General features: G+C 67.0%; 18 protein-coding genes. 13 read left to right on the top strand and 5 right to left on the bottom strand.

All coding sequences use genetic code 11. The features are described 5' to 3' along the window. The first annotated feature begins 56 nt into the window (after nt 1-56). The 8 genes from rsxA (at nt 57) to ACIGKL_RS19750 (ending at nt 7,087) form a co-directional block, all read left to right on the top strand. On the top strand, nt 57-641 hold the full coding sequence (rsxA, locus tag ACIGKL_RS19785; protein WP_017677831.1) for an electron transport complex subunit RsxA: 585 nt from the start codon (nt 57-59) through the stop codon (nt 639-641). Continuing rightward, the gene (rsxB, locus tag ACIGKL_RS19780) at nt 638-1,213 is read left to right on the top strand and encodes an electron transport complex subunit RsxB (protein WP_397488155.1); all 576 of its coding nucleotides are present in this window, start codon (nt 638-640) and stop codon (nt 1,211-1,213) included. The genes rsxA and rsxB overlap by 4 nt, the downstream gene beginning before the upstream one ends. Beyond that, nucleotides 1,210-3,651 (top strand): electron transport complex subunit RsxC, encoded by a 2,442-nt coding sequence (rsxC, locus tag ACIGKL_RS19775; RefSeq protein ID WP_397488154.1) that lies wholly within the window; start codon nt 1,210-1,212, stop codon nt 3,649-3,651. The genes rsxB and rsxC overlap by 4 nt, the downstream gene beginning before the upstream one ends. Before the next feature lie 140 nt (nt 3,652-3,791). Then, the gene (locus ACIGKL_RS19770; protein ID WP_397488153.1) at nt 3,792-4,823 is read left to right on the top strand and encodes an RnfABCDGE type electron transport complex subunit D; all 1,032 of its coding nucleotides are present in this window, start codon (nt 3,792-3,794) and stop codon (nt 4,821-4,823) included. A 2-nt stretch (nt 4,824-4,825) separates the two neighbouring features. Beyond that, a complete protein-coding gene (gene rsxG / locus ACIGKL_RS19765) occupies nt 4,826-5,461 on the top strand; it encodes an electron transport complex subunit RsxG (RefSeq protein ID WP_031302995.1) in 636 nt (211 codons plus the stop codon). After that, entirely contained in the window at nt 5,458-6,165 is a 708-nt protein-coding gene (locus ACIGKL_RS19760; RefSeq protein ID WP_397488152.1) for an electron transport complex subunit E, read from the top strand. Before rsxG ends, ACIGKL_RS19760 begins: the two co-directional genes overlap by 4 nt. Then, nucleotides 6,162-6,800: an endonuclease III gene (nth, locus tag ACIGKL_RS19755; protein WP_264145720.1), complete on the top strand. Its 639-nt coding sequence runs from the start codon at nt 6,162-6,164 to the stop codon at nt 6,798-6,800. Before ACIGKL_RS19760 ends, nth begins: the two co-directional genes overlap by 4 nt. 107 nt (nt 6,801-6,907) lie before the next feature. Further along, entirely contained in the window at nt 6,908-7,087 is a 180-nt protein-coding gene (locus tag ACIGKL_RS19750) for a PA3496 family putative envelope integrity protein (RefSeq protein WP_397488151.1), read from the top strand. A gap of 58 nt (nt 7,088-7,145) precedes the next feature. Here the strand turns inward: ACIGKL_RS19750 and gloA are convergent, their stop codons facing one another. The 3 genes from gloA to ACIGKL_RS19735 form a co-directional block, all read right to left on the bottom strand. Continuing rightward, nucleotides 7,146-7,538, bottom strand: a complete 393-nt coding sequence (gene gloA / locus ACIGKL_RS19745) for a lactoylglutathione lyase (protein WP_397488150.1) — start codon at nt 7,536-7,538, stop codon at nt 7,146-7,148. Nucleotides 7,539-7,632: 94 nt separating this feature from the next. After that, complete coding sequence (locus ACIGKL_RS19740) at nt 7,633-8,850, bottom strand: argininosuccinate synthase (protein WP_397488149.1); 1,218 nt, start codon at nt 8,848-8,850, stop codon at nt 7,633-7,635. A 108-nt stretch (nt 8,851-8,958) separates the two neighbouring features. After that, nucleotides 8,959-9,903, bottom strand: a complete 945-nt coding sequence (locus ACIGKL_RS19735) for an OmpA family protein (protein WP_397488148.1) — start codon at nt 9,901-9,903, stop codon at nt 8,959-8,961. 317 nt (nt 9,904-10,220) lie between these two features. Between ACIGKL_RS19735 and pyrC the strand changes: the two genes are divergently transcribed. The 3 genes from pyrC to ACIGKL_RS19720 all read left to right on the top strand — a co-directional run bounded on the left by pyrC (nt 10,221) and on the right by ACIGKL_RS19720 (nt 12,498). Next, complete coding sequence (pyrC, locus tag ACIGKL_RS19730; RefSeq protein WP_397488147.1) at nt 10,221-11,267, top strand: dihydroorotase; 1,047 nt, start codon at nt 10,221-10,223, stop codon at nt 11,265-11,267. After that, complete coding sequence (gene rnt, locus ACIGKL_RS19725; protein WP_397488146.1) at nt 11,264-11,938, top strand: ribonuclease T; 675 nt, start codon at nt 11,264-11,266, stop codon at nt 11,936-11,938. Before pyrC ends, rnt begins: the two co-directional genes overlap by 4 nt. A 341-nt stretch (nt 11,939-12,279) precedes the next feature. After that, on the top strand, nt 12,280-12,498 hold the full coding sequence (locus ACIGKL_RS19720) for a bacterioferritin-associated ferredoxin (RefSeq protein WP_021443380.1): 219 nt from the start codon (nt 12,280-12,282) through the stop codon (nt 12,496-12,498). Between the two features lie 208 nt (nt 12,499-12,706). Here the strand turns inward: ACIGKL_RS19720 and ACIGKL_RS19715 are convergent, their stop codons facing one another. Together ACIGKL_RS19715 and pap are read right to left on the bottom strand one after the other, a co-directional pair. Continuing rightward, nucleotides 12,707-13,891, bottom strand: coding sequence for a thiolase family protein (locus tag ACIGKL_RS19715; RefSeq protein WP_397488145.1), 1,185 nt, complete (start codon nt 13,889-13,891; stop codon nt 12,707-12,709). A gap of 209 nt (nt 13,892-14,100) precedes the next feature. Further along, the gene (gene pap, locus ACIGKL_RS19710; RefSeq protein WP_397488144.1) at nt 14,101-15,588 is read right to left on the bottom strand and encodes a polyphosphate:AMP phosphotransferase; all 1,488 of its coding nucleotides are present in this window, start codon (nt 15,586-15,588) and stop codon (nt 14,101-14,103) included. 105 nt (nt 15,589-15,693) lie between these two features. On the opposite strand from pap, the gene mnmC reads away from it, so the two are divergent. Both mnmC and ACIGKL_RS19700 read left to right on the top strand, forming a co-directional pair. After that, nucleotides 15,694-17,655 carry a bifunctional tRNA (5-methylaminomethyl-2-thiouridine)(34)-methyltransferase MnmD/FAD-dependent 5-carboxymethylaminomethyl-2-thiouridine(34) oxidoreductase MnmC gene (mnmC, locus tag ACIGKL_RS19705; RefSeq protein ID WP_397488143.1) on the top strand — a complete coding sequence of 654 codons (1,962 nt, stop codon included), beginning with the start codon at nt 15,694-15,696 and terminating at the stop codon, nt 17,653-17,655. A gap of 139 nt (nt 17,656-17,794) precedes the next feature. Next, nucleotides 17,795-19,915: a TonB-dependent receptor gene (locus ACIGKL_RS19700; protein ID WP_397488142.1), complete on the top strand. Its 2,121-nt coding sequence runs from the start codon at nt 17,795-17,797 to the stop codon at nt 19,913-19,915. Nucleotides 19,916-20,055: the final 140 nt, after the last annotated feature.

Raw genomic sequence — 20,055 nt, 5'->3', positions numbered from 1 at the left:
CTTCCCGATAATAAGCGCCCTTTTTCTATGGCCTTTTCGAGCACAATGGCAACCCGATGACCGAACTCGTCCTGATCATGGTCAGCGCCATCCTGGTCAACAACTTCGTGCTGGTGCAGTTTCTCGGCCTGTGCCCCTTCATGGGCGTGTCGAAGAAGATCGAGACGGCCATCGGCCTGTCCCTGGCCACCACCTTCGTCCTGACCCTGGCCGCCATGTGCAGCTACCTGGTGCAGCAGTACGTGCTCAAACCGCTGGACCTGGAGTTCCTGCGCACCATCAGCTTCATCCTGGTGATCGCGGTGACCGTGCAGTTCACCGAGATGGTGGTGAACAAGACCAGCCCGCTGCTGTATCGCGTGCTGGGCATCTTCCTGCCGCTGATCACCACCAACTGCATCGTCCTCGGCGTCGCCCTGCTCAACGCCAACAAGGCCGAATTCACCTTTATCACCGCCACCGCCAACGGCTTCGCCGCCGGCCTCGGCTTCTCCCTGGTGCTGGTGCTGTTCGCCGCCATGCGCGAGCGCATCGCCATCGCCGACGTGCCCAAGTCGTTCCAGGGCGCGGCCATCGGCATGATCACCGCCGGCCTGATGTCGCTGGCCTTCATGGGCTTCACCGGGCTGATCAAACTATGAGCCTGGTTCTCGTCGCCGTCCTCGCCCTGCTCGGCCTGTGCCTGCTGGCCGGCGCCATCCTCGGTTTCGCCGCGGTGCGCTTCAAGGTCGAGGGCGACCCCATCGCCGAGCAGATCAACGCCCTGCTGCCGCAGACCCAGTGCGGCCAGTGCGGCTACCCCGGCTGCAAGCCCTACGCCGAGGCGATCGCCGGCGGCGACAAGATCAACAAGTGCCCGCCCGGCGGCGAGGCGACTATCGCCGCCCTGGCCGACCTGCTGGATGTCGAGCCCGAGCCGCTGGACGCGGTGGAAGGTGAGAAGCCGCAGATGGTCGCCTATATCCGCGAGGCCGAGTGCATCGGCTGCACCAAGTGCATCCAGGCCTGCCCGGTGGACGCCATCGTCGGCGCGGCGCGGCAGATGCACACGGTCATCGTCAGCGAGTGCACCGGCTGCGACCTGTGCGTCGAGCCGTGCCCGGTGGACTGCATCGACATGATCGAAGTCAGTAGCACCGTGCAGAGCTGGAAATGGGACAAACCGCTGGCGCCCGGCCAGTTGATCGCCAGCGACCGGGAGCAGGCGGCATGAGCGCGCAGGAAAAGATCTGGGATATCCCGGGTGGCATCCACCCTGCCGAGCGCAAGGAGCTGTCCAACCGCACGCCGATCCAGCAGGCGCCGCTGCCCAAGCGCCTGGTCTTGCCGCTTGGCCAGCATATCGGTGCAGTCGCCGAACCCTGCGTGGTCGTCGGCCAGCGCGTGCGCAAGGGCGAGAAGATCGCCGAGGCCAACGGCTTCGTCAGCACGCCGCTGCATGCCCCCACCTCCGGCACCGTCAGCTTTATCGGCCCGCAGCCCTACCCGCACGTCTCCGGCATGCTGGCACCGGCCATCGTCATCGACAGCGACGGCCTGGACGAGTGGGGCGAACTGACGCCCCATGCCGACTACCGGCATATGGAATCGGCCGAGCTGCTGGCGCTGATTCGCGAAGCCGGCATCAGCGGCCTGGGCGGTGCCGGCTTCCCCACCGCGGTCAAACTCACCGCCCGGCCGACGCAGAAGATCCACACGCTGATCATCAACGGCACCGAGTGCGAGCCCTATATCACCGCTGACGACCTGCTGATGCGCGAGCGCGCCGACGAGCTGGTTTCCGGCATCGATATCCTGGTGCAGCTGATCCAGCCCGATCAGGTGCTGATCGGCATCGAGGACAACAAGCCCGAGGCCATCGCTGCCGTACGCGGCGCCTGCAGCGAGCGCAGCTACCAGGTGCGGGTGTTCCCCACCAAGTACCCCTCCGGCGGCGAGAAGCAGCTGATTCAGATTCTCACCGGTGTCGAGGTTCCCTCGGGCGGGCTGCCGGCCGATATCGGCATCCTCTGCCAGAACGTCGGTACCTGCACGGCCATTCACGACGCGGTGGTGCTGGGCAAGCCGCTGATCTCGCGCATTACCACCCTGACCGGCGAAGCACTGGCGCGGCCGGGCAATGTCGAGGCGCTGCTCGGCACGCCAGTGGGCGAGCTGCTGGAGTTCGCCGGGCTGGACACCAGCAAACTCAATCGCCTGATCATGGGCGGACCGATGATGGGCTTTACCCTGCCCAGCCTCGAGGTGCCGCTGATCAAGACCAGCAACTGCCTGCTGGCCAGCACCGCCGCCGAACTGCCGCCGCCACCGCCGGCCATGCCCTGCATCCGCTGCGGCGAATGCGCCGAGGCCTGCCCGGCCAGCCTGCTGCCGCAGCAGCTGCACTTCTTCGCCCTGGGTCAGGAGCACGAGCAGCTCAAGGCGCACAACCTGTTCGACTGCATCGAGTGCGGCGCCTGCGCCTACGTCTGCCCCTCGAGCATCCCGCTGGTGCAGTACTACCGCGCGGCCAAGGCGGAAATCCGCGACCTGGAGCAGAAGCAGCTCAAGGCCGAACACTCCAAGCAGCGCTTCGAGCAGCGCCAGGAGCGCCTGCGCCGCGCCGAGGAGCAGAAGGAAGCCGAACGCAAGGCGCGCGCCGAGAAGGCCGCCCGCGCCAAGGCGGCGCAGGCCGAGGCGCCGCCGGCTACCGCCGCCCCGGCCGACGAAGCGCTGAAGAAACTCAAGATCGAGGCCAGCATGGCCCAGGTCGCCCTGAAGAAGGCCGAGAAGCAACTGGCCGCCCACGATACGCCGGAGCTGCAGGCGCAGGTCGCCGAGCTGCGCACCGCCGCCGACGCCGCGCAACAGGCGCTGGCCGCCGCCCAGGCCACGGCGCCCGCCCCGACGCCCAAGCCGGCCGGTGACGAAGCGCTGAAAAAGGCCAAGATCGACGCCGCCATGCTCAAGGCCCAGCTGCGCAAGCTGGAAAAGATCGAGACCCCGGACGACGACCAGCAGGCCGAACTCGCCCGCCTGCGTCAGCAACTGGAAGTCGCCGAGAAGGCCCTGGCCGATCTGGAGAGCCAGACGCCCGCCCCTGCGGCCAAACCCGCCGGCGACGAGGCGCTGAAGAAGGCCAAGATCGAAGCCGCCATGCTCAAGGCCCAGCTGCGCAAGCTGGAGAAGATCGAGAACCCGGACGACGACCAGCAGGCCGAACTCGCCCGCCTGCGTCAGCAACTGGAAGCAGCCGAGAGGGCCCTGGCCGATCTGGAGAGCCAGGCGCCCGCCCCTGCCGCCAAACCCGCCGGCGACGAAGCGCTGAAAAAGGCCAAGGTCGAGCTGGCGATGAAGCGTGCCGAACTGAAGAAGGCCGAGAAATCCGGCGCCGACGAAGCCGCGCTGCAGCCGCTGCGCGATGCCCTGGTCGCCGCCGAGCAGGCCCTGCACGCCGCCGAGGCGGTCTCGGGCAAGCCGGCGCCGGAGCTGGTACGCACCGAACGCCCCGGCGTGGACGAAAAATTCAAGGCGCTGAAGACCGAGGTGGCCTTCGCCCGCGCCGACCTGCGCAAGCTGGAGCGCGACGACAACGCCGCCGCCGAGGCGCTGGAACAGGCCCGCACGCGCCTGACCGAGGCCGAACGCAAGCTGGCCGAATACCAGCCGTAACGATCGTCCCGGATTGCATCCGGGCTACAAGTCGCGTCGGAGCATCCGGGCGGCACAGACAACCGTAGCCCGGATGCAATCCGGGGAATGAACACCACTGCGATCAGTACGAGCGCAGTAACAGAACCACCGGAGTGCCGATGGCCCTGCCCCGCATCACATCGCCCCACGCCAAGGGCAGCAATCGCACCCAGCAGGTCATGCTGCAGGTGCTGCTGGCCACGGTGCCGGGCATTCTCGCCCTGACCTGGCTGTTCGGCGCAGGCACCCTGTTCAATCTGGCCCTGGCCAGCCTGTTCGCCCTGGCGTTCGAGGCGGCGATCCTGGCCGCGCGCCAGCGTCCGCTGGCGTTCTTCCTCAAGGATTACAGCGCCCTGGTCACCGCCGTGCTGCTAGCCCTGGCGCTGCCGCCCTACGCGCCCTGGTGGCTGACCCTGGTGGCGGTGGGCTTCGCCATCGTCTTCGGCAAGCAGCTCTACGGCGGCCTTGGGCAGAACCCCTTCAACCCGGCCATGCTCGGCTACGTGGTGGTGCTGATCTCCTTCCCGGTGGAAATGACCAGCTGGCCCGTGCCGCATGGCGTCGCCCTGCTCGATGGCCTGCAACACATCCTCGGTATCGCCGCGCTGCCCGACGGCTGGGCCCAGGCCACCGCGCTGGACGCGCTGAAGGTCAACAAGAGCCTGACCATGGACGAGCTGCGCGCCGCCAACCCGGCCTTCGGCCACTTCGGCGGCGCCGGCAGCGAGGCGGTCAACCTGGCCTTTCTCGCCGGCGGCCTGTACCTGCTGCACAAACGCATCTTCAGCTGGCACGCGCCGGTCGGCATGCTCGGTGCCATGGCCGTGATGAGCCTGCTGTTCTGGAACGGCAGTGGCTCGGACTCCAACGGCTCGCCGCTGTTTCACCTGCTCAGCGGCGCCACCATGCTCGGCGCCTTCTTTATCGTCACCGACCCGGTGTCCGGCGCCACCAGCAACCGCGGGCGCCTGGTGTTCGGCATCGGCGTCGGCGTGCTGGTCTACGTGATCCGCGCCTGGGGCGGTTACCCGGACGCAGTGGCCTTCGCCGTGCTGCTGATGAACCTGGCCGCACCGACCATCGACTACTACACCCGGCCGCGCAGCTATGGCCACCGCAAGCCCAATAGCGGCTTCAAGCTGGGAGAGTGAGCATGCTGCCGGAAATCAGCCGCTCGATGCTGAAGAACGCCCTGGTGCTGGGCCTGTTCGCCATCGCCACCGTCGGCAGCGTGGCCCTGCTGCAGCAGGCCACCGCCAGCCGTATCGCCGCCGCCGAGCGCGAGGCGCAGGTGCGCGCCCTGGGCGAGATCCTGCCGGCCGGCAGCTACGACAACCACCTGCTGGACAACCGCATCGAGGTCAACGCCCGCGAACTCGGCCAGCGCAGCCCGCAGTCGGCCTACCTGGCGCTCAAGGACGGGGCGCCCAGCGCGCTGATCCTGCCGGTCACCGCGCCGGACGGCTACAGCGGCGCCATCCACCTGCTGGTCGGCATCTTCGCCGACGGCCGCCTGGCGGGCGTGCGCGTGCTCGGCCACAAGGAAACCCCGGGCCTGGGCGACAAGATCGAACTGGCCAAGAGCCAGTGGATTCGCAGTTTCGACGGCAAATCCCTGAGTAACCCCGGCGCAGAGGGCTGGGCGGTGAAGAAGGATCGCGGCGAGTTCGACCAGTTCGCCGGCGCCACCATCACCCCGCGCGCGGTGGTCAAGGCCGTGCACGGCGCCCTGCAGTATTTCGACGCACACCGCGCCCAGCTACTGGGCCTGGCGGAGGACGCGCAATGAGCAGCTACCGCGACATCACGATCAACGGCCTGTGGAAGAACAACCCGGCGCTGGTGCAGCTGCTCGGCCTCTGCCCGCTGCTGGGGGTGAGCAACTCCACGGTCAACGCCCTCGGCCTGGCGCTGGCCAGCGCGGTGGTGCTGGTCTGTTCCAACACCGCGGTGTCGCTGGTGCGCGGCGTGGTCAACACCGCCGTGCGCCTGCCCGCCTTCGTCATGATCATCGCCGCGCTGACCACCTGCATCGAGCTGTTGATGCAGGCCTTCACCTACGAGCTGTACCAGATCCTCGGCATCTTCATCCCGCTGATCACCACCAACTGCGTGATCCTCGGCCGCGCCGACGGCTTCGCGGCGAAGAACGCCCCGCCGCGCGCCGCCTACGACGGCCTGATGATGGGCCTGGGCTTCGGCGCGGTGCTGGTGCTGATCGGCGCCGCCCGCGAGCTGCTCGGCACCGGCGCCCTGCTGGCCAACATGCACCTGCTGTTCGGCCCGGTTGCCGCCGACTGGCAGATCACCCTGATCGGCGACTACAAGGGCTTTCTCCTGGCCATCCTGCCGCCAGGCGCCTTTATCGTCCTCGGCCTGCTGATCGCCGGCAAGAACCGCATCGACCAGGTGGTGGCCGAGCGGGCCAAGGCCGCCGCCCCCGAGGCGCCCGCGCCAAGCCGTCGCGTGCGCGTGACCGGAGTGATCGAGTGAACGCCGCCAAGCGCCTGGAAATCTTCCGTCGCCTGCACGAGGACAACCCGGAGCCGAAGACCGAGCTGGCCTACAGCACTCCCTTCGAGCTGCTGGTGGCGGTCACCCTGTCGGCCCAGGCCACCGACGTCAGCGTCAACAAGGCCACCGCCAAGCTGTTCCCGGTAGCCAACACCCCGGAGGCCATCTATGCCCTGGGTGTCGAAGGGCTTAGCGAGTACATCAAGACCATCGGCCTGTACAACAGCAAGGCGAAGAACGTCATCGAGGCCTGCCGCATCCTCATCGAGAAGCACGGCAGCCAGGTGCCGGACAACCGCGAGGACCTCGAAGCCCTGCCCGGCGTCGGCCGCAAGACCGCCAACGTAGTGCTCAACACCGCCTTCCGCCAGTTGGCCATGGCGGTGGACACCCATATCTTCCGGGTCAGCAACCGTACCGGCATCGCCCCCGGCAAGAACGTGCTGGAGGTGGAGAAGAAGCTGCTCAAGTTCGTGCCCAAGGACTATCTGCTCGACGCCCACCACTGGCTGATCCTGCATGGCCGTTACGTCTGCACCGCGCGCAAACCGCGCTGCGGCGCCTGCCGCATCGAGGATCTGTGCGAGTACAAGGCGAAGACCTCCGACGATTGATCGACCATTGATCCGAGCGATCGTCCGATTGAAAAAATCTTTTTTACCCGCTCTACTTTTGCCGCTATAAGGTGCGCAAATGGCCCCGGTGGCCTGGAGTGGAATAGATGAGCACTGACAAAGAAGACCTCGAACTGGACGAAGACTTTGTCGCGGAAGAATCGGAGGATGCCGAGCCTGCGGTGGAAGTCGCCAAGACCAACCTGACCAAGCGCCGCATCATCGATAACTTCCTCGAAGAGCGACGCCTGCACAAGCAGCTGGCCGAGTACGACTTCGACATCTAAAGGTCGAGTCGGATAAAAAAAGCCCCGCACAATGCGGGGCTTTTTCATGGCGGCGAGCTCAGTCCTTGCGCGACGGCGACAGCAGCTCGATCTTGTAGCCGTCCGGATCCTCGACGAAAGCCAGGATGCTGCTGCCGTGCTTCATCGGCCCCGGTTCGCGGGTGATCTTGCCGCCGCGCGAGCGAATGTCCTCGCAGGCCTTGTAGACGTCGGCCACTTCCAGGGCGATATGGCCGTAGCCGCTGCCCAGCTCGTAGCTGTCCACGCCCCAGTTGTGGGTCAGTTCGATCACGCTGTTGTGCGCCTCGTCGCCGTAACCGACGAAGGCCAGGGTGAACTCGCCGTCCGGGTAGTCCTTGCGGCGCAGCAGGGTCATGCCCAGCACTTCGGTGTAGAAGGCGATGGATTTGTCCAGGTCGCCGACGCGCAGCATGGTATGCAGCAGTCTCATCAGGTTTCTCCTCAGCGATTGGCCGCGATCTCGGCGCTAAAAAAGAAACCCCGGCTCGTGGCCGGGGTTGCTCTGACACGGTGCAAGCAGTCTATCAGATCAGCTTGCGGCCCTTGCCGGCGGCGATGCGCATGCGCAGGGCGTTGAGCTTGATGAAGCCCGCCGCGTCCTGCTGGTTGTAGGCGCCGCCATCTTCTTCGAAGGTGGCGATATTGGCGTCGAACAGCGAGTCGTCGGACTTGCGCCCGGTGACGATGACGTTGCCCTTGTACAGCTTCAGGCGCACCACGCCGTTCACGTTGGCCTGCGAGGCGTCGATCATCTGCTGCAGCATCAGACGCTCCGGGCTCCACCAGAAACCGTTGTAGATCAGGCTGGCGTATTTCGGCATCAGCTCGTCTTTCAGGTGGGCCACTTCGCGGTCGAGGGTGATCGACTCGATGGCGCGGTGGGCGCGCAGCATGATGGTGCCGCCAGGGGTCTCGTAGCAGCCGCGCGACTTCATGCCGACATAGCGGTTTTCCACGATGTCCAGACGGCCGATGCCGTTCTCGCCGCCGATGCGGTTCAGCTCGGCCAGCACCTGAGCCGGGGTCATGGCCTTGCCGTCGATGGCGACGATGTCGCCGGCCTGGTAGGTCAGCTCGATATAGGTCGGTGCGTCCGGAGCTGCCTCGGGCGAGACAGTCCATTTCCACATGTCTTCTTCGTGCTCGGTCCAGGTGTCTTCCAGCACACCGCCCTCGTAGGAGATGTGCAGCAGGTTGGCGTCCATGGAGTACGGCGACTTCTTCTTGCCGTGGCGCTCGATCGGGATGGCGTGCTTCTCGGCGTAGTCCATCAGCTTCTCGCGTGACAGCAGGTCCCACTCGCGCCAGGGGGCGATGACCTTCACGCCCGGCTTCAGTGCGTAGGCGCCCAGCTCGAAGCGCACCTGGTCGTTGCCCTTGCCGGTGGCGCCGTGGGAGATGGCGTCGGCGCCGGTCTCGTTGGCGATCTCGATCAGGCGCTTGGCGATCAGCGGACGGGCGATGGAGGTACCCAGCAGGTACTCGCCTTCGTAGATGGTGTTGGCGCGGAACATGGGGTAGACGAAATCGCGGACGAACTCTTCGCGCAGGTCGTCGATATAGATTTCCTTGACGCCCATCGCCTGGGCCTTGGCACGGGCCGGCTCGACCTCCTCGCCCTGGCCGAGGTCGGCGGTGAAGGTCACCACTTCACAGTTGTAGGTATCTTGCAGCCACTTGAGGATCACCGAGGTGTCCAGGCCACCGGAATAGGCCAGAACTACCTTTTTGACGTCCGCCATGCCATCACTCCACGGGTTGTACGGTAAAACCCGTGATTCTACTGACCCCGCGGGCCAATTTACAGGGGCGCGACAGCTTGTGACGACGAAGCGACGCCGTTTTTCGCCTCATGACGGCGTGCTGCCGGCCGGATCGACCGGGGCACTCGGCGCAGTGTCGGGCGCCGTGCTCGGCGGCGCGACCTCGGCCGGCGGCAGGCGCTCCAGGCGCAGGGTGGCGCGGCGGTTCTTGGCGCGGTTGGCCTCGTTGTTGTTGGGCACCAACGGGTAACGCTCGCCATGAAAACGCAGGGTGATCTGCTCGACCGGCACGCCGCCGGCCACCAGGTACTCCTGCACAGCCAGGGCGCGGCGGCGCGACAGGTCGCGGTTGGTCAGGCGGTTGCCGCTGTTGTCGGCGTGGCCGTCGATCTGAAAGCTGTTGATGCTGGGGTCGGCCTTGATGAAGTCGAGGACGATGTCCAGCTTGGCGCGGGACATGGCGTCCAGCTCGATGCCGCCGCCGGGAAAGCCGATCTGCGCCTGGCGGATCTGCTCGAAGTTGACCGGCAGCAGCTTGGCGGTGCAGGCCTGGTAGTCCTCGTAGGCCTGGTGGAACTTCACCGGCAGCAGGCGCACCTCGAGGCTGTCGCCGCCGTTGAGGGTGCGGTGGCGCACCAGCGGACTGCGCCCCTCCAGCAAACCGGTGAGCAGCCGCGCGCCCTGCTCCTGGGAGCTGTTGAACGGCACCTCGCCGTTGCCGACGCTGACCACGCCCAGGTTGATGTCGCCGCGCCCCGGCTGCCAGGGCGCCGCCGCCGCCAGCAGGGTCGCCGAGCCGGCGCCGAGCCAGCGTTCGCGCGCCTTGAGGCGGAAGGTCACCTGCTCGCCGGCACGCCGCACGAATTCGCCGCTGCCGAACTGGCTGATCGGCTGGCTCAGGCGGCACTCGAACTGATCGCCCTCGACCTTCCATTCCACCTGTTCCAGGCGGGTCTGAAAGCTGACGGCGTGCGCCGGCAGGCACACAGGCAGGCCGATCAGTAAGGACAGGGCGAGATGGGACAGACGCACGGCGCTCTCCAGGGCGATTCACGGCACTCCCCCGGGCTATCGGTCGCCCTGGCAGAAACTTGAACCGGGCAACCCGCGCGGTTCGTAGCCCGGATGAAATCCGGGCCAGCCGATCCCCCGGATGACATCCGGGCTACGCGCTATCCACCCTGACCGTGGGAGGGGCTTTAGCCGCGATGGGCGCGGCAAGTCGCCGCTGAAGCGCCTCCCACAAAGGAGCACCCTACATTCTGCCCCCTGCTTTCTCTTGCCGCTTGAGGCTTACAGCCGCTTTTCGAGTACCATTGCACTCACGTTTTACCCGCCTGGAAACCCCCATGTCCGACCGCCTGACTCTCCTGCGTCCCGATGACTGGCACATTCACCTGCGCGATGGCGCGGTGCTGCCGCACACCGTCGGCGACGTCGCGCGCACCTTTGCCCGCGCCATCATCATGCCCAACCTGGTACCGCCGGTACGCAACGCCGCCGAGGCCGACGCCTACCGCCAGCGCATCCTGGCCGCGCGCCCGGCCGGCAGCCGCTTCGAGCCGCTGATGGTGCTCTACCTCACCGACAACACCAGCCCCGAGGACGTGCGCCAGGCCAAGGCCGCCGGCTTCGTCCACGCCGCCAAGCTCTACCCGGCCGGCGCCACCACCAACTCCGATTCGGGCGTGACCAGCATCGACAAGATCTTCCCGGTGCTGGAAGCCATGGCCGAGGTGGGCATGCCGCTGCTGGTGCACGGCGAGGTGACCCGCGCCGAGATCGACGTGTTCGACCGCGAGAAGGCCTTTATCGACGAGCACCTGAGCCGTGTGGTCGAGCGCTTCCCGACGCTGAAAGTGGTGTTCGAGCACATCACCACCCGCGACGCGGTGCAGTTCGTCGAGGCCGCGCCGGCCAACGTCGGCGCCACCATCACCGCCCATCACCTGCTGTACAACCGCAACCACATGCTGGTCGGCGGCATCCGCCCGCACTTCTATTGCCTGCCGATCCTCAAGCGCAACGTGCACCAGGAAGCCCTGCTCGACGCCGCCGTCAGCGGCAGCCGCAAGTTCTTCCTCGGCACCGACTCGGCGCCGCACGCCAAGCACGCCAAGGAAGCCGCCTGCGGCTGCGCCGGCTGCTACACCGCCTATGCCGCCATCGAGCTGTATGCCGAGGCCTTCGAACAGCGCAATGCGCTGGACAAGCTGGAAGGCTTCGCCAGCTGCCACGGCCCGGACTTCTACGGCCTGCCACGCAACAGCGACTCGATCACCCTGGTGCGTGAGGACTGGACCGCGCCGGCCAGCCTGCCGCTGGGCGAGCAGACGGTGATCCCCCTGCGCGCCGGCGAGACCCTGCGCTGGAAGCTGCTGGAGGGTCAGGCGTGAGCGAAGAGCATTACGACGACGAACTCGAGCCCAGCCTGCCGGCCGGCCCGCGCACGCCCATGGCGGCGCGCTTTCGCGGCTACCTGCCGGTGGTGGTGGACGTCGAGACCGGCGGTTTCAACTGCGCCACCGACGCCCTGCTGGAGATCGCCGCGACCACCATCGCCATGGACGAGAGCGGCTTCCTCTACCCGGATCACACCCACTTCTTCCGCATCGAGCCGTTCGCAGGCGCCAATATCGAGGCAGCGGCGCTGGAGTTCACCGGGATCAAGCTGGATCACCCGCTGCGCATGGCGGTGAGCGAGGAGCACGCCCTCGGCGAGATCTTCAAGGGCCTGCGCAAGTCGATCAAATCGGCCGGCTGCAAGCGCGCCATCCTGGTCGGCCACAACAGCAGCTTCGACCTGGGTTTCCTCAACGCCGCGGTGGCCCGTTGCGGCATCAAGCGCAACCCCTTCCACCCCTTCTCCAGCTTCGACACCGCCACCCTGGCCGGCCTCGCCTACGGCCAGACCGTGCTGGCCAAGGCCTGCCAGACCGCCGGCATCGAGTTCGACGGCAAGGAGGCGCACTCGGCGCGCTACGACACCGAGAAGACCGCTGAGCTGTTCTGCGGCATCGTCAACCGCTGGAAGGAAATGGGCGGCTGGGACGAATTCGACCAGTAAGCCGTTGCGCGGCAATCAGTCCCCACCAGAAACCGGCCTCGCGCCGGTTTTTTCATCCCTCGTCTGGCTGCCCGGCCTCGCAGGGTGAGCCGCACGCACCGGCCATTACGGCGCCCCACACAGCCCTGGCTCCAGGCACCATTCGATTTTTCTGTGAGCTGCCACTGCCATGCGCAGGCAAAATTCTTGCGGATTTTTTCTGGCCACGGCCTCCTCGATGGCTGCCGTTCGTCAGCCAGCAAGGCCTCTAGCGCGGGCATTTGCAAGAGTTCTTTGACAAGCATTCTCATTAACATTAGTATCCGTCGCATCAAACAGTACAACCAAGACGAGCCTTGCTTATGTACGTCTGCCTCTGTGAAGGTGTCACCGATACGCAAATCCGCGACGCGGTCTATGAAGGCTGCTGCAGCTACCGCGAAGTGCGCAGCACCCTCGGCATCGCCAGCCAGTGCGGCAAGTGCGCCTGCCTGGCCAAGCAGGTGGTACGCGAAACCATCGGCGAAGTGCAGAGCAGCCAGGCCGCCCTGGCCTACCCCGCCGGCTTCGTCGCCGCCTGAGTCAGCCCGCTCACATAAAAAACCGGATCGGCGATCCGGTTTTTTTATGCCCTGCCATCCCTGGTACCCCCGCCAAGGCCGCTACAAACGCCCGCCCGTAGCCCGGATGCAATCCGGGGCAGGCGTCCCGATTGCATGCGGCATACGCCAGGCCAATAAAAAACCGGATCGAGGATCCGGTTTTTTATTGGAGCGAAGAACCTTGGACTCAGCGATAGGCCTCGAACAGCCCCGTCGCCCCCATGCCGCCGCCGACGCACATGGTAACGATGCCGTAGCGCAGCTGGCGGCGCTGCAGCTCGCGCACCAGGTGGCCGACCTGACGCGAGCCGGTCATGCCGAAGGGATGGCCGATGGAGATGGAGCCGCCGTTGACGTTGTACTTGGCGTTGTCGATCTCCAGCTTGTCGCGGCAGTACAGGCACTGCGAGGCGAAGGCTTCGTTGAGCTCCCAAAGATCGATGTCGTCGACCGTCAGGCCCTTGGCCTTGAGCAGCTTGGGCACCGAGAACACCGGGCCGATGCCCATCTCGTCCGGCTCGCAGCCGGCCACGGTGAAGCCGCGGAAATAGGCCTTGGGTTTGAGGCCCAGCTCCAGCGCTTTCTCCAGGCTCATCACCAGGGTCATGGAGGCGCCGTCGGACAGCTGCGAGGCGTTGCCGGCGGTGACGCTGCCGGCCGGATCGAAGGCCGGCTGCAGCGCGGCCAGGGATTCGAGGCTGGTGTCCGGGCGGTTGCAGTCATCCGCCTCGACCACGCCGTCGACAATGGCCTTCTCGCCAGTGGCCTTGTCCTCGACCTGGTACTTCACCGCCATCGGTACGATTTCGTCGGCGAACAACCCCTCGGCCTGGGCGCGCGCGGTACGTTGCTGGCTCTGCAGGGCATAGGCGTCCTGGGCCTCGCGGCTGATGCCGTAGCGGCCCGCGACTATCTCGGCGGTCTTGCCCATGGGGTAGTAGATGCCGGGGTTGTCCTGCTGCAGCAGCGGGTTGAACAGCTTGTCCATGTTCATGCTTTTCAGGGTCATGGTGATGGACTCGACGCCGCCGGCGACGATGATATCGCTGCAGCCGGAGGCCACCTGGTTGGCGGCGATGGCGATGGCCTGCAGGCCCGAGGAACAGAAGCGGTTGAGGGTCATGCCCGCCACCGGGTTGCCCAGGCCGGAGAGCACCGCGACGTTGCGGCCGATGTTCATGCCCTGGGCGCCCTCGTTGGAGCCGGCGCCGACGATGCAGTCGTCGACCTGCTTCGGATCGATGCCGTTGCGCACCAGCAGGGCGTCGACGCAGTGGGCGGCCATGTCGTCCGGCCGGGTCAGGTTGAACTTGCCGCGGAAGGACTTGGCCAGGCCAGTCCGCACGCTGTCGACTATCACCACTTCACGCATGACGCACCTCGTTGTTATTGGATGGCGGATGCGAGCGAGGATAAGTCCGCGCCATCGCCAGGCGCGACCATCATTGATCTGGTGTATGCGATTCGATCTAGGCGGTGCAGAGAAACTGTGGGAGGGGCTTTAGCCGCGAGCCCCTGCTGAAAGCGTCGCCGCTAAAGCGCCTCCCACGAAAACAGAAGTACAACGTGCCGAGACCTGCCTCAGTCCCTGGCGAAGGCCGCCTCGATGGCCTGGTTGATGGTGCGCAGCACCTTGACCCGGGCGAAGCGCTTGTCGTTGGCCTCGATCAAGGTCCAGGGGGCGATCTCGCTGCTGGTGCGGTCGACCATGTCGCCCACCGCGTCGGCGTATTGCGGCCACTTGTCGCGGTTGCGCCAGTCGTCCTCGGTGATCTTGAAACGCTTGAAGGGGATCTGCTCGCGCTCCTGGAAGCGCGCCAGCTGGGTGTCCTGGTCGATGGCCAGCCAGAACTTGACCAGGATCACCCCGGCGTCGCTCAGTTGCTCCTCGAAGTCGTTGATCTCGCCGTAGGCGCGCAGCCAGTCGGCCTCGCTGCAGAAGCCCTCGACCCGCTCCACCAGCACCCGGCCGTACCAGCTGCGGTCGAAGATGGTGAACTTGCCGCGCGCCGGGATATGCCGCCAGAAACGCCACAGGTAGGGCTGGGCGCGCTCCTCCTCGGTGGGCGCGGCCACCGGCACGATGCGGTACTGGCGCGGGTCCAGCGCGCCGGTGACGCGGCGGATGGCGCCGCCCTTGCCGGCCGCGTCGTTGCCCTCGAACACCGCGAGCAGGGCATGCTTGCGCATGCGCTTGTCGCGCATCAGCCCGGACAGGCGCGCCTGCTCGGTGGCCAACTGTTCCTTGTAGTCGTCCTTGTCCAGCGCCTGGGTCATGTCCAGGCTGGCCAGCAGACCGCTGCTGTCCAGGCTCGACACCAGCGGCGCGGCGTGCGGCTGGCGCCGCGACCGCTGCGGGTTGGCCAGCGCCGCCTGCAGCCCCTCGAGGAGGATGCGCCCGACGGTCAGGCTGCGGTAACACTCGTCGACGCCCTCGATCACGTACCAGGGCGCGTAGTCGCGGCTGCTGCGGCGCAGCACGCGCTCGCCATAGCGGACGAACTTGTCGTAGGTCTTCGACTGCTGCCAGTCCAGCGGGCTGATGCGCCAGCTGTGCAACGGGTCGTCCTTGAGCGCTTCCAGGCGCGCCTTCATATGCTGCTTGGACAGGTGGAACCAGAACTTGAAGATCAGCGCGCCCTCGTCGCAGAGCATGCGCTCCAGGCGCTCGGCACCGTCGATGGCCTGATCCAGCACGGCGTCCTTGATCCGCCCGTGCACCCGGCCCTGGAGCATCTGGCTGTACCAGTTGCCGAAGAACACGCCGATGTGCCCCTTCGGCGGCAGCTGGCGCCAGTAGCGCCAGGCCGGTGGGCGGGCCAGCTCCTCGTCGGTCTGCACGTCGAAGGTGTTGACCTGGATCAGCCGCGGGTCCATCCACTCGTTGAGCAGCTTGACCGTCTCGCCCTTGCCGGCGCCCTCGATGCCGTTGATCAGCACGATCACCGGAAAGCGCGCCTGCTGCTTCAACTCATACTGCGCCTCCAGCAGCGCCTCGCGCAGCGCCGGCTCCTCGGCTTCGAACCTGGCTTTATCGATGCTGCGGCCGATTTCGGCGGATTCGAACATGCGGCAACCTCCCTGGAATGATCACCACAGCGTAACGGATGATGCCCGCCTTTGCCCGCCGGCGCGGCGCGGTAGAATCGCCGCACGATCCAGCGGAACCCCTCCATGTCAGAACCTCATCACGCCCAGCTCGACTGGGACGAACGCGGCCAGCCCCTGTCGCGCCACTTCGGCGACGTCTACTTCTCCCAGCACGACGGCCTGGAGGAGACCCGCTACGTCTTCCTCGCCAACAACGACCTGGCGGCGCGCTTCGCCGCCCTCGGCGACGGCGAGTGCCTGTGCATCGGCGAGACCGGCTTCGGCACCGGGCTGAACTTCCTCTGCGCCTGGCAACTGTTCGAACGGCAGGCGCCGGCCGGTGCGCGCCTGCACTTCGTCAGCGTGGAGAAATACCCGCTGCAACTGGCCGACCTGCAGCGCGCCCTGGCCCTGTGGCCGGAGCTGGCTCCCCAGGCCGAGCAGTTGCTGGCGCAGTACCGCGCCATTCACCCGGGCTTCCAGCGCCTGCTGCTGGCTGACGGGCGAGTCGTCTTGACCCTGCTGATCGGCGACGCGTTGGAGCAGTTATCGCAGCTGGACGCGCGCATCGACGCCTGGTTTCTCGACGGTTTCAACCCGGCGAAGAACCCGCAGATGTGGACGCCCGAACTGTTCGCCGAGCTGGCGCGGCTGTCCGCGCCGGGCGCGACCCTGGGCACCTTCAGCAGCGCCGGCGTGGTGCGCCGGGCGCTGAACGAGGCCGGCTTCCGGATGAAACGTGTACCCGGCCTGGGCAAGAAATGGGAGGTGCTCAAGGGACAGTTCGCAGGCCACCCGGAAGGCGAGGGCAAACCCTGGTTCGCCCGCCCCGCGCACCAGGCGCCGGACAAACACGCGGTGGTGATCGGCGCCGGCCTGGCCGGCTGCGCCACCGCCGCCAGCCTGGCCGCACGCGGCTGGCGGGTGAGCCTGCTGGAACGCCACGGCGAGGTGGCCGGCGAGGCCTCGGGCAACCCGCAAGGGGTGCTCTACCTCAAGCTGTCGGCCCACGGCACGGCGCTGTCGCAACTGATAGTCGCCGGCTTCGGCCACACCCGGCGCCTGCTCGAACGCCTGCAACGTGGCGCCGACTGGGACGCCTGCGGCGTGCTGCAGCTGGCCTTCGACGCCAAGGAAGCCGCGCGCCAGGCCAAGCTGGCCGCGGCCTTCCCCAACGACCTGCTGCAGCCCCTGACGCAGGCCGAAGCCGAGGAGCACGCCGGAATCGGCCTGCCGGCCGGCGGCCTGTTCTACCCGGACGCCGGCTGGGTGCACCCGCCGGCGCTATGCCGGCTGCTGGCCGCGCATCCTTCGATCGACCTGCTGACGCACAGCGAGGCGCTGGAGCTGCGGCGCCATGACGACCAGTGGCAGGTGCTGGCAGGCCAGCAGGAGCTGGCCCGCGCGCCGGTGCTGGTGCTGGCCGCCGCCGCGGAGATCCGCCGCTTCGCGCAGAGCGCCGGCCTGCCGCTCAAGCGCATCCGCGGGCAGATCAGCCGCCTGCCGGCCAACTCCGCCAGCAGCGCCCTGCGCACCGTGGTCTGCGCCGAGGGCTACGTCGCCCCGCCACGCGCAAACGAGCACACCCTGGGCGCCAGCTTCGACTTCCACAGCGACGACCTGACGCCGAGCGTCGCCGAACATGCCGGCAACCTCGAGTTGCTCAAGGATATTTCCAGCGATCTGGCCGAGCGCCTGCAGGCCGACCGGCTCGACCCGGCGCAGCTCGAAGGCCGCGCCGCCTTCCGCTGCACCAGCCCGGACTACCTGCCCATAGTCGGGCCGCTGGCCGATGCCGAGGCCTTCGCCGAACGCTACGCGGTGCTGGCCAAGGACGCCCGCCAGGTGCCGCAGGCGCCCTGCCCCTGGCTGCCCGGCCTGTACGTCAACAGCGGCCACGGCTCGCGCGGGCTGATCAGCGCGCCGCTGTCCGGCGAGCTGATCGCCGCCTGGCTGGAAGGCGAGCCCCTGCCGCTGCCGCGCGCGGTGGCCGAGGCCTGCCACCCCAACCGCTTCGCCCTGCGCCGCCTGATCCGCGGCGAGTAAGTCCTTTCCTGGCGCCTTCCCGCGACACTGCGTCGCGGGGCTGGTGGCTGCTCGCCAAAAACACTTAATGAAACAAATTCGTATTTACATTATCTTTACAGGCTCTTCCTAACCCCTCCTGCCGTATCGGAGCCTTCGCATGCACCGCAAGACCCGCCTCTGCCTCGCCATCAGCCTCGCCTGCCTAGGCAGCAACGCCCTGGCCGAAGACAACCGCGAGCAACAGCTCGAACTGGACGCCATGACCATCAGCGCCACCCGCGGCCACAGCCAGGTGGGCAAGACGCCGCAGAAGATCACCGTCATCAGCCGCGAGCAGATCGAACAGCAACTGGCGATCACCAGCGACCACGGCCAGGTGCTGAGCAACCTGATTCCCTCCTACTCGCCGAGCCGGCAGAAGCTGAGCAACGCCGGCGAGACCTTCCGCGGCCGCGCCGCGCTGGTGATGATCGACGGCGTGCCGCAGTCCACGCCGCTGCGGGCCGGCGGCCGCGACGGCTACACCATCGACCTGGCGATGGTCGAACGCATCGAGGTGATCCACGGCGCCAGCGCCGAGCATGGCCTGGGCGCCACCGGCGGGATCATCAACTACGTCACCCGTCGGCCGCAGGGCGGCAGCCTCAGGCAGCACGCCGGCGTCAGCCTGGAAGCGGGCGACGACTTCGACGGCGACGGCCTGGGCTACAAGCTGGACTACCGCGTCGAAGGCAACCAGGGCAGCTGGGACTACCTCGCCGCCATCAGCGGCCAGACCCGCGGCATGTTCTACGACGCCGACGGCGAGCTGATCGGCGTCGACGACACCCAGGGCGACATCATGGATTCCACCAGCAGCGACCTGCTGGTCAAGCTCGGCTACTGGTTCGACGCCGAGCAGAACCTCGAACTGATGGTCAACCGCTTCCAGCTCGAGGGCGAACACGACTACGTCAACGTGCCCGGCAACCGCGCCGCCGACGTGCCGACCACCTCGCGCAAGGGCAATCCACCCGGCAAGGCGCCACAGAACGAGGTGCTGGCCACCAGCCTGACCTACAACAACAGCGATCTGGCCGGCAATCAGTTCACCGCCCAGCTGTACAGCCAGCGCTTCCGCGCCCGCTACGGCGGCAACAGCCTGCCCAGCTTCCAGGACCCGGCCATCGCCCCGGTCGGCACCCTGTTCGACCAGTCGCAGAACGAGTCGGACAAATACGGCGGCAAGCTCTCGCTGAGCCGCGACGACATGTTCGATGGCCTGCTCAAGCTCACCGGCGGCCTGGACTTCCTGCAGGACACCACCAGCCAGATGCTGATCGCCACCGACCGCGAGTGGGTGCCGGAGACCGTGTTCAAGAACCTCGCGCCCTTCCTCCAGGCCGAGGTGCGTGCCCACGAGCGCCTGACCCTGCACGGCGGCGTGCGCCACGAGTTCGCCAAGCTGGAGGTCGATCCGTTCCGCACCATCGCCTCCACCACCACGCCGCCGGGCGGCGTCTCCGTCGAGGGCGGCGAGCCGGACTTCGAGGAATCCCTGTACAACGCCGGCCTGGTATTCCAGGCCAGCGACTGGGCGCAGGTCTTCGCCAACTACTCGGAAGGCTTCGGCATGCCCGACGTCGGCCGCGTACTGCGCGGCATCAACCAGCCGGGCCTGAGCGTGGACAGCTTCCTCGACCTGCAGCCGATCGTCACCGACAACCGCGAGATCGGCCTGCGTCTGAACCATGGCCCCTTCGATGCCGAAATCAGCTACTTCGAATCCGACTCCGACCTCGGCTCGCGCCTGCAGAGCGTCGGCGGCGTGTATCAGGTGCGTCGCGAACGCACCGAGATCGACGGCATCGAGGCCAGCGCCGGCTGGCAGGTCGACGCCGTGCATCGTCTGCAGGCCAGCTACGCCAAGCTCAACGGCCAGTCGGACACCGACGGCGACGGCAAGGTGGACACCGATCTGGACGGCGCCAACATCGCCCCCGACCGTTACGGCATGAGCTGGCAGGCCAAGTGGAGCGACAAGCTCAACACCCGGGTGCAGGCCAACCACTACGCCAGCCGCAGCTTCGACACCCCCGGCCTGGACTTCGACGGCTACAGCCTGGTGGATGCCTCGGTCGGCTACCGCCTGCCGGTCGGCGAAGCCAGCCTGGGCGTGGAGAACCTGCTCAACCGCGACTACATGACCTACTACGCGCAGGCCGCCAGCACCCGCGACGACCAGTACTTCGCCGGCCGCGGGCGCACCTTCGTCCTCGGCTATCAGCTGGACTTCTGAAGCCAATGTGGCGGCGCTGTCCGTGTTGACCGCTGCACACCTTGTAGGAGCGGATTTATCCGCGAAATTCGCGGCTGAAGCCGCTCCTACGGAAAGCGGATCGCAGCAGCAATAGGTAGCGTGGACGTAGTCTATTCAGC

Source organism: Pseudomonas sp. NPDC077186 (genome assembly GCF_044543505.1).
In the GTDB taxonomy this organism is placed as follows: Bacteria; Pseudomonadota; Gammaproteobacteria; order Pseudomonadales; family Pseudomonadaceae; genus Aquipseudomonas.
Note: the sequence above shows the minus strand (reverse complement) of the source record. Positions and strands in the feature narration are given on the sequence as shown.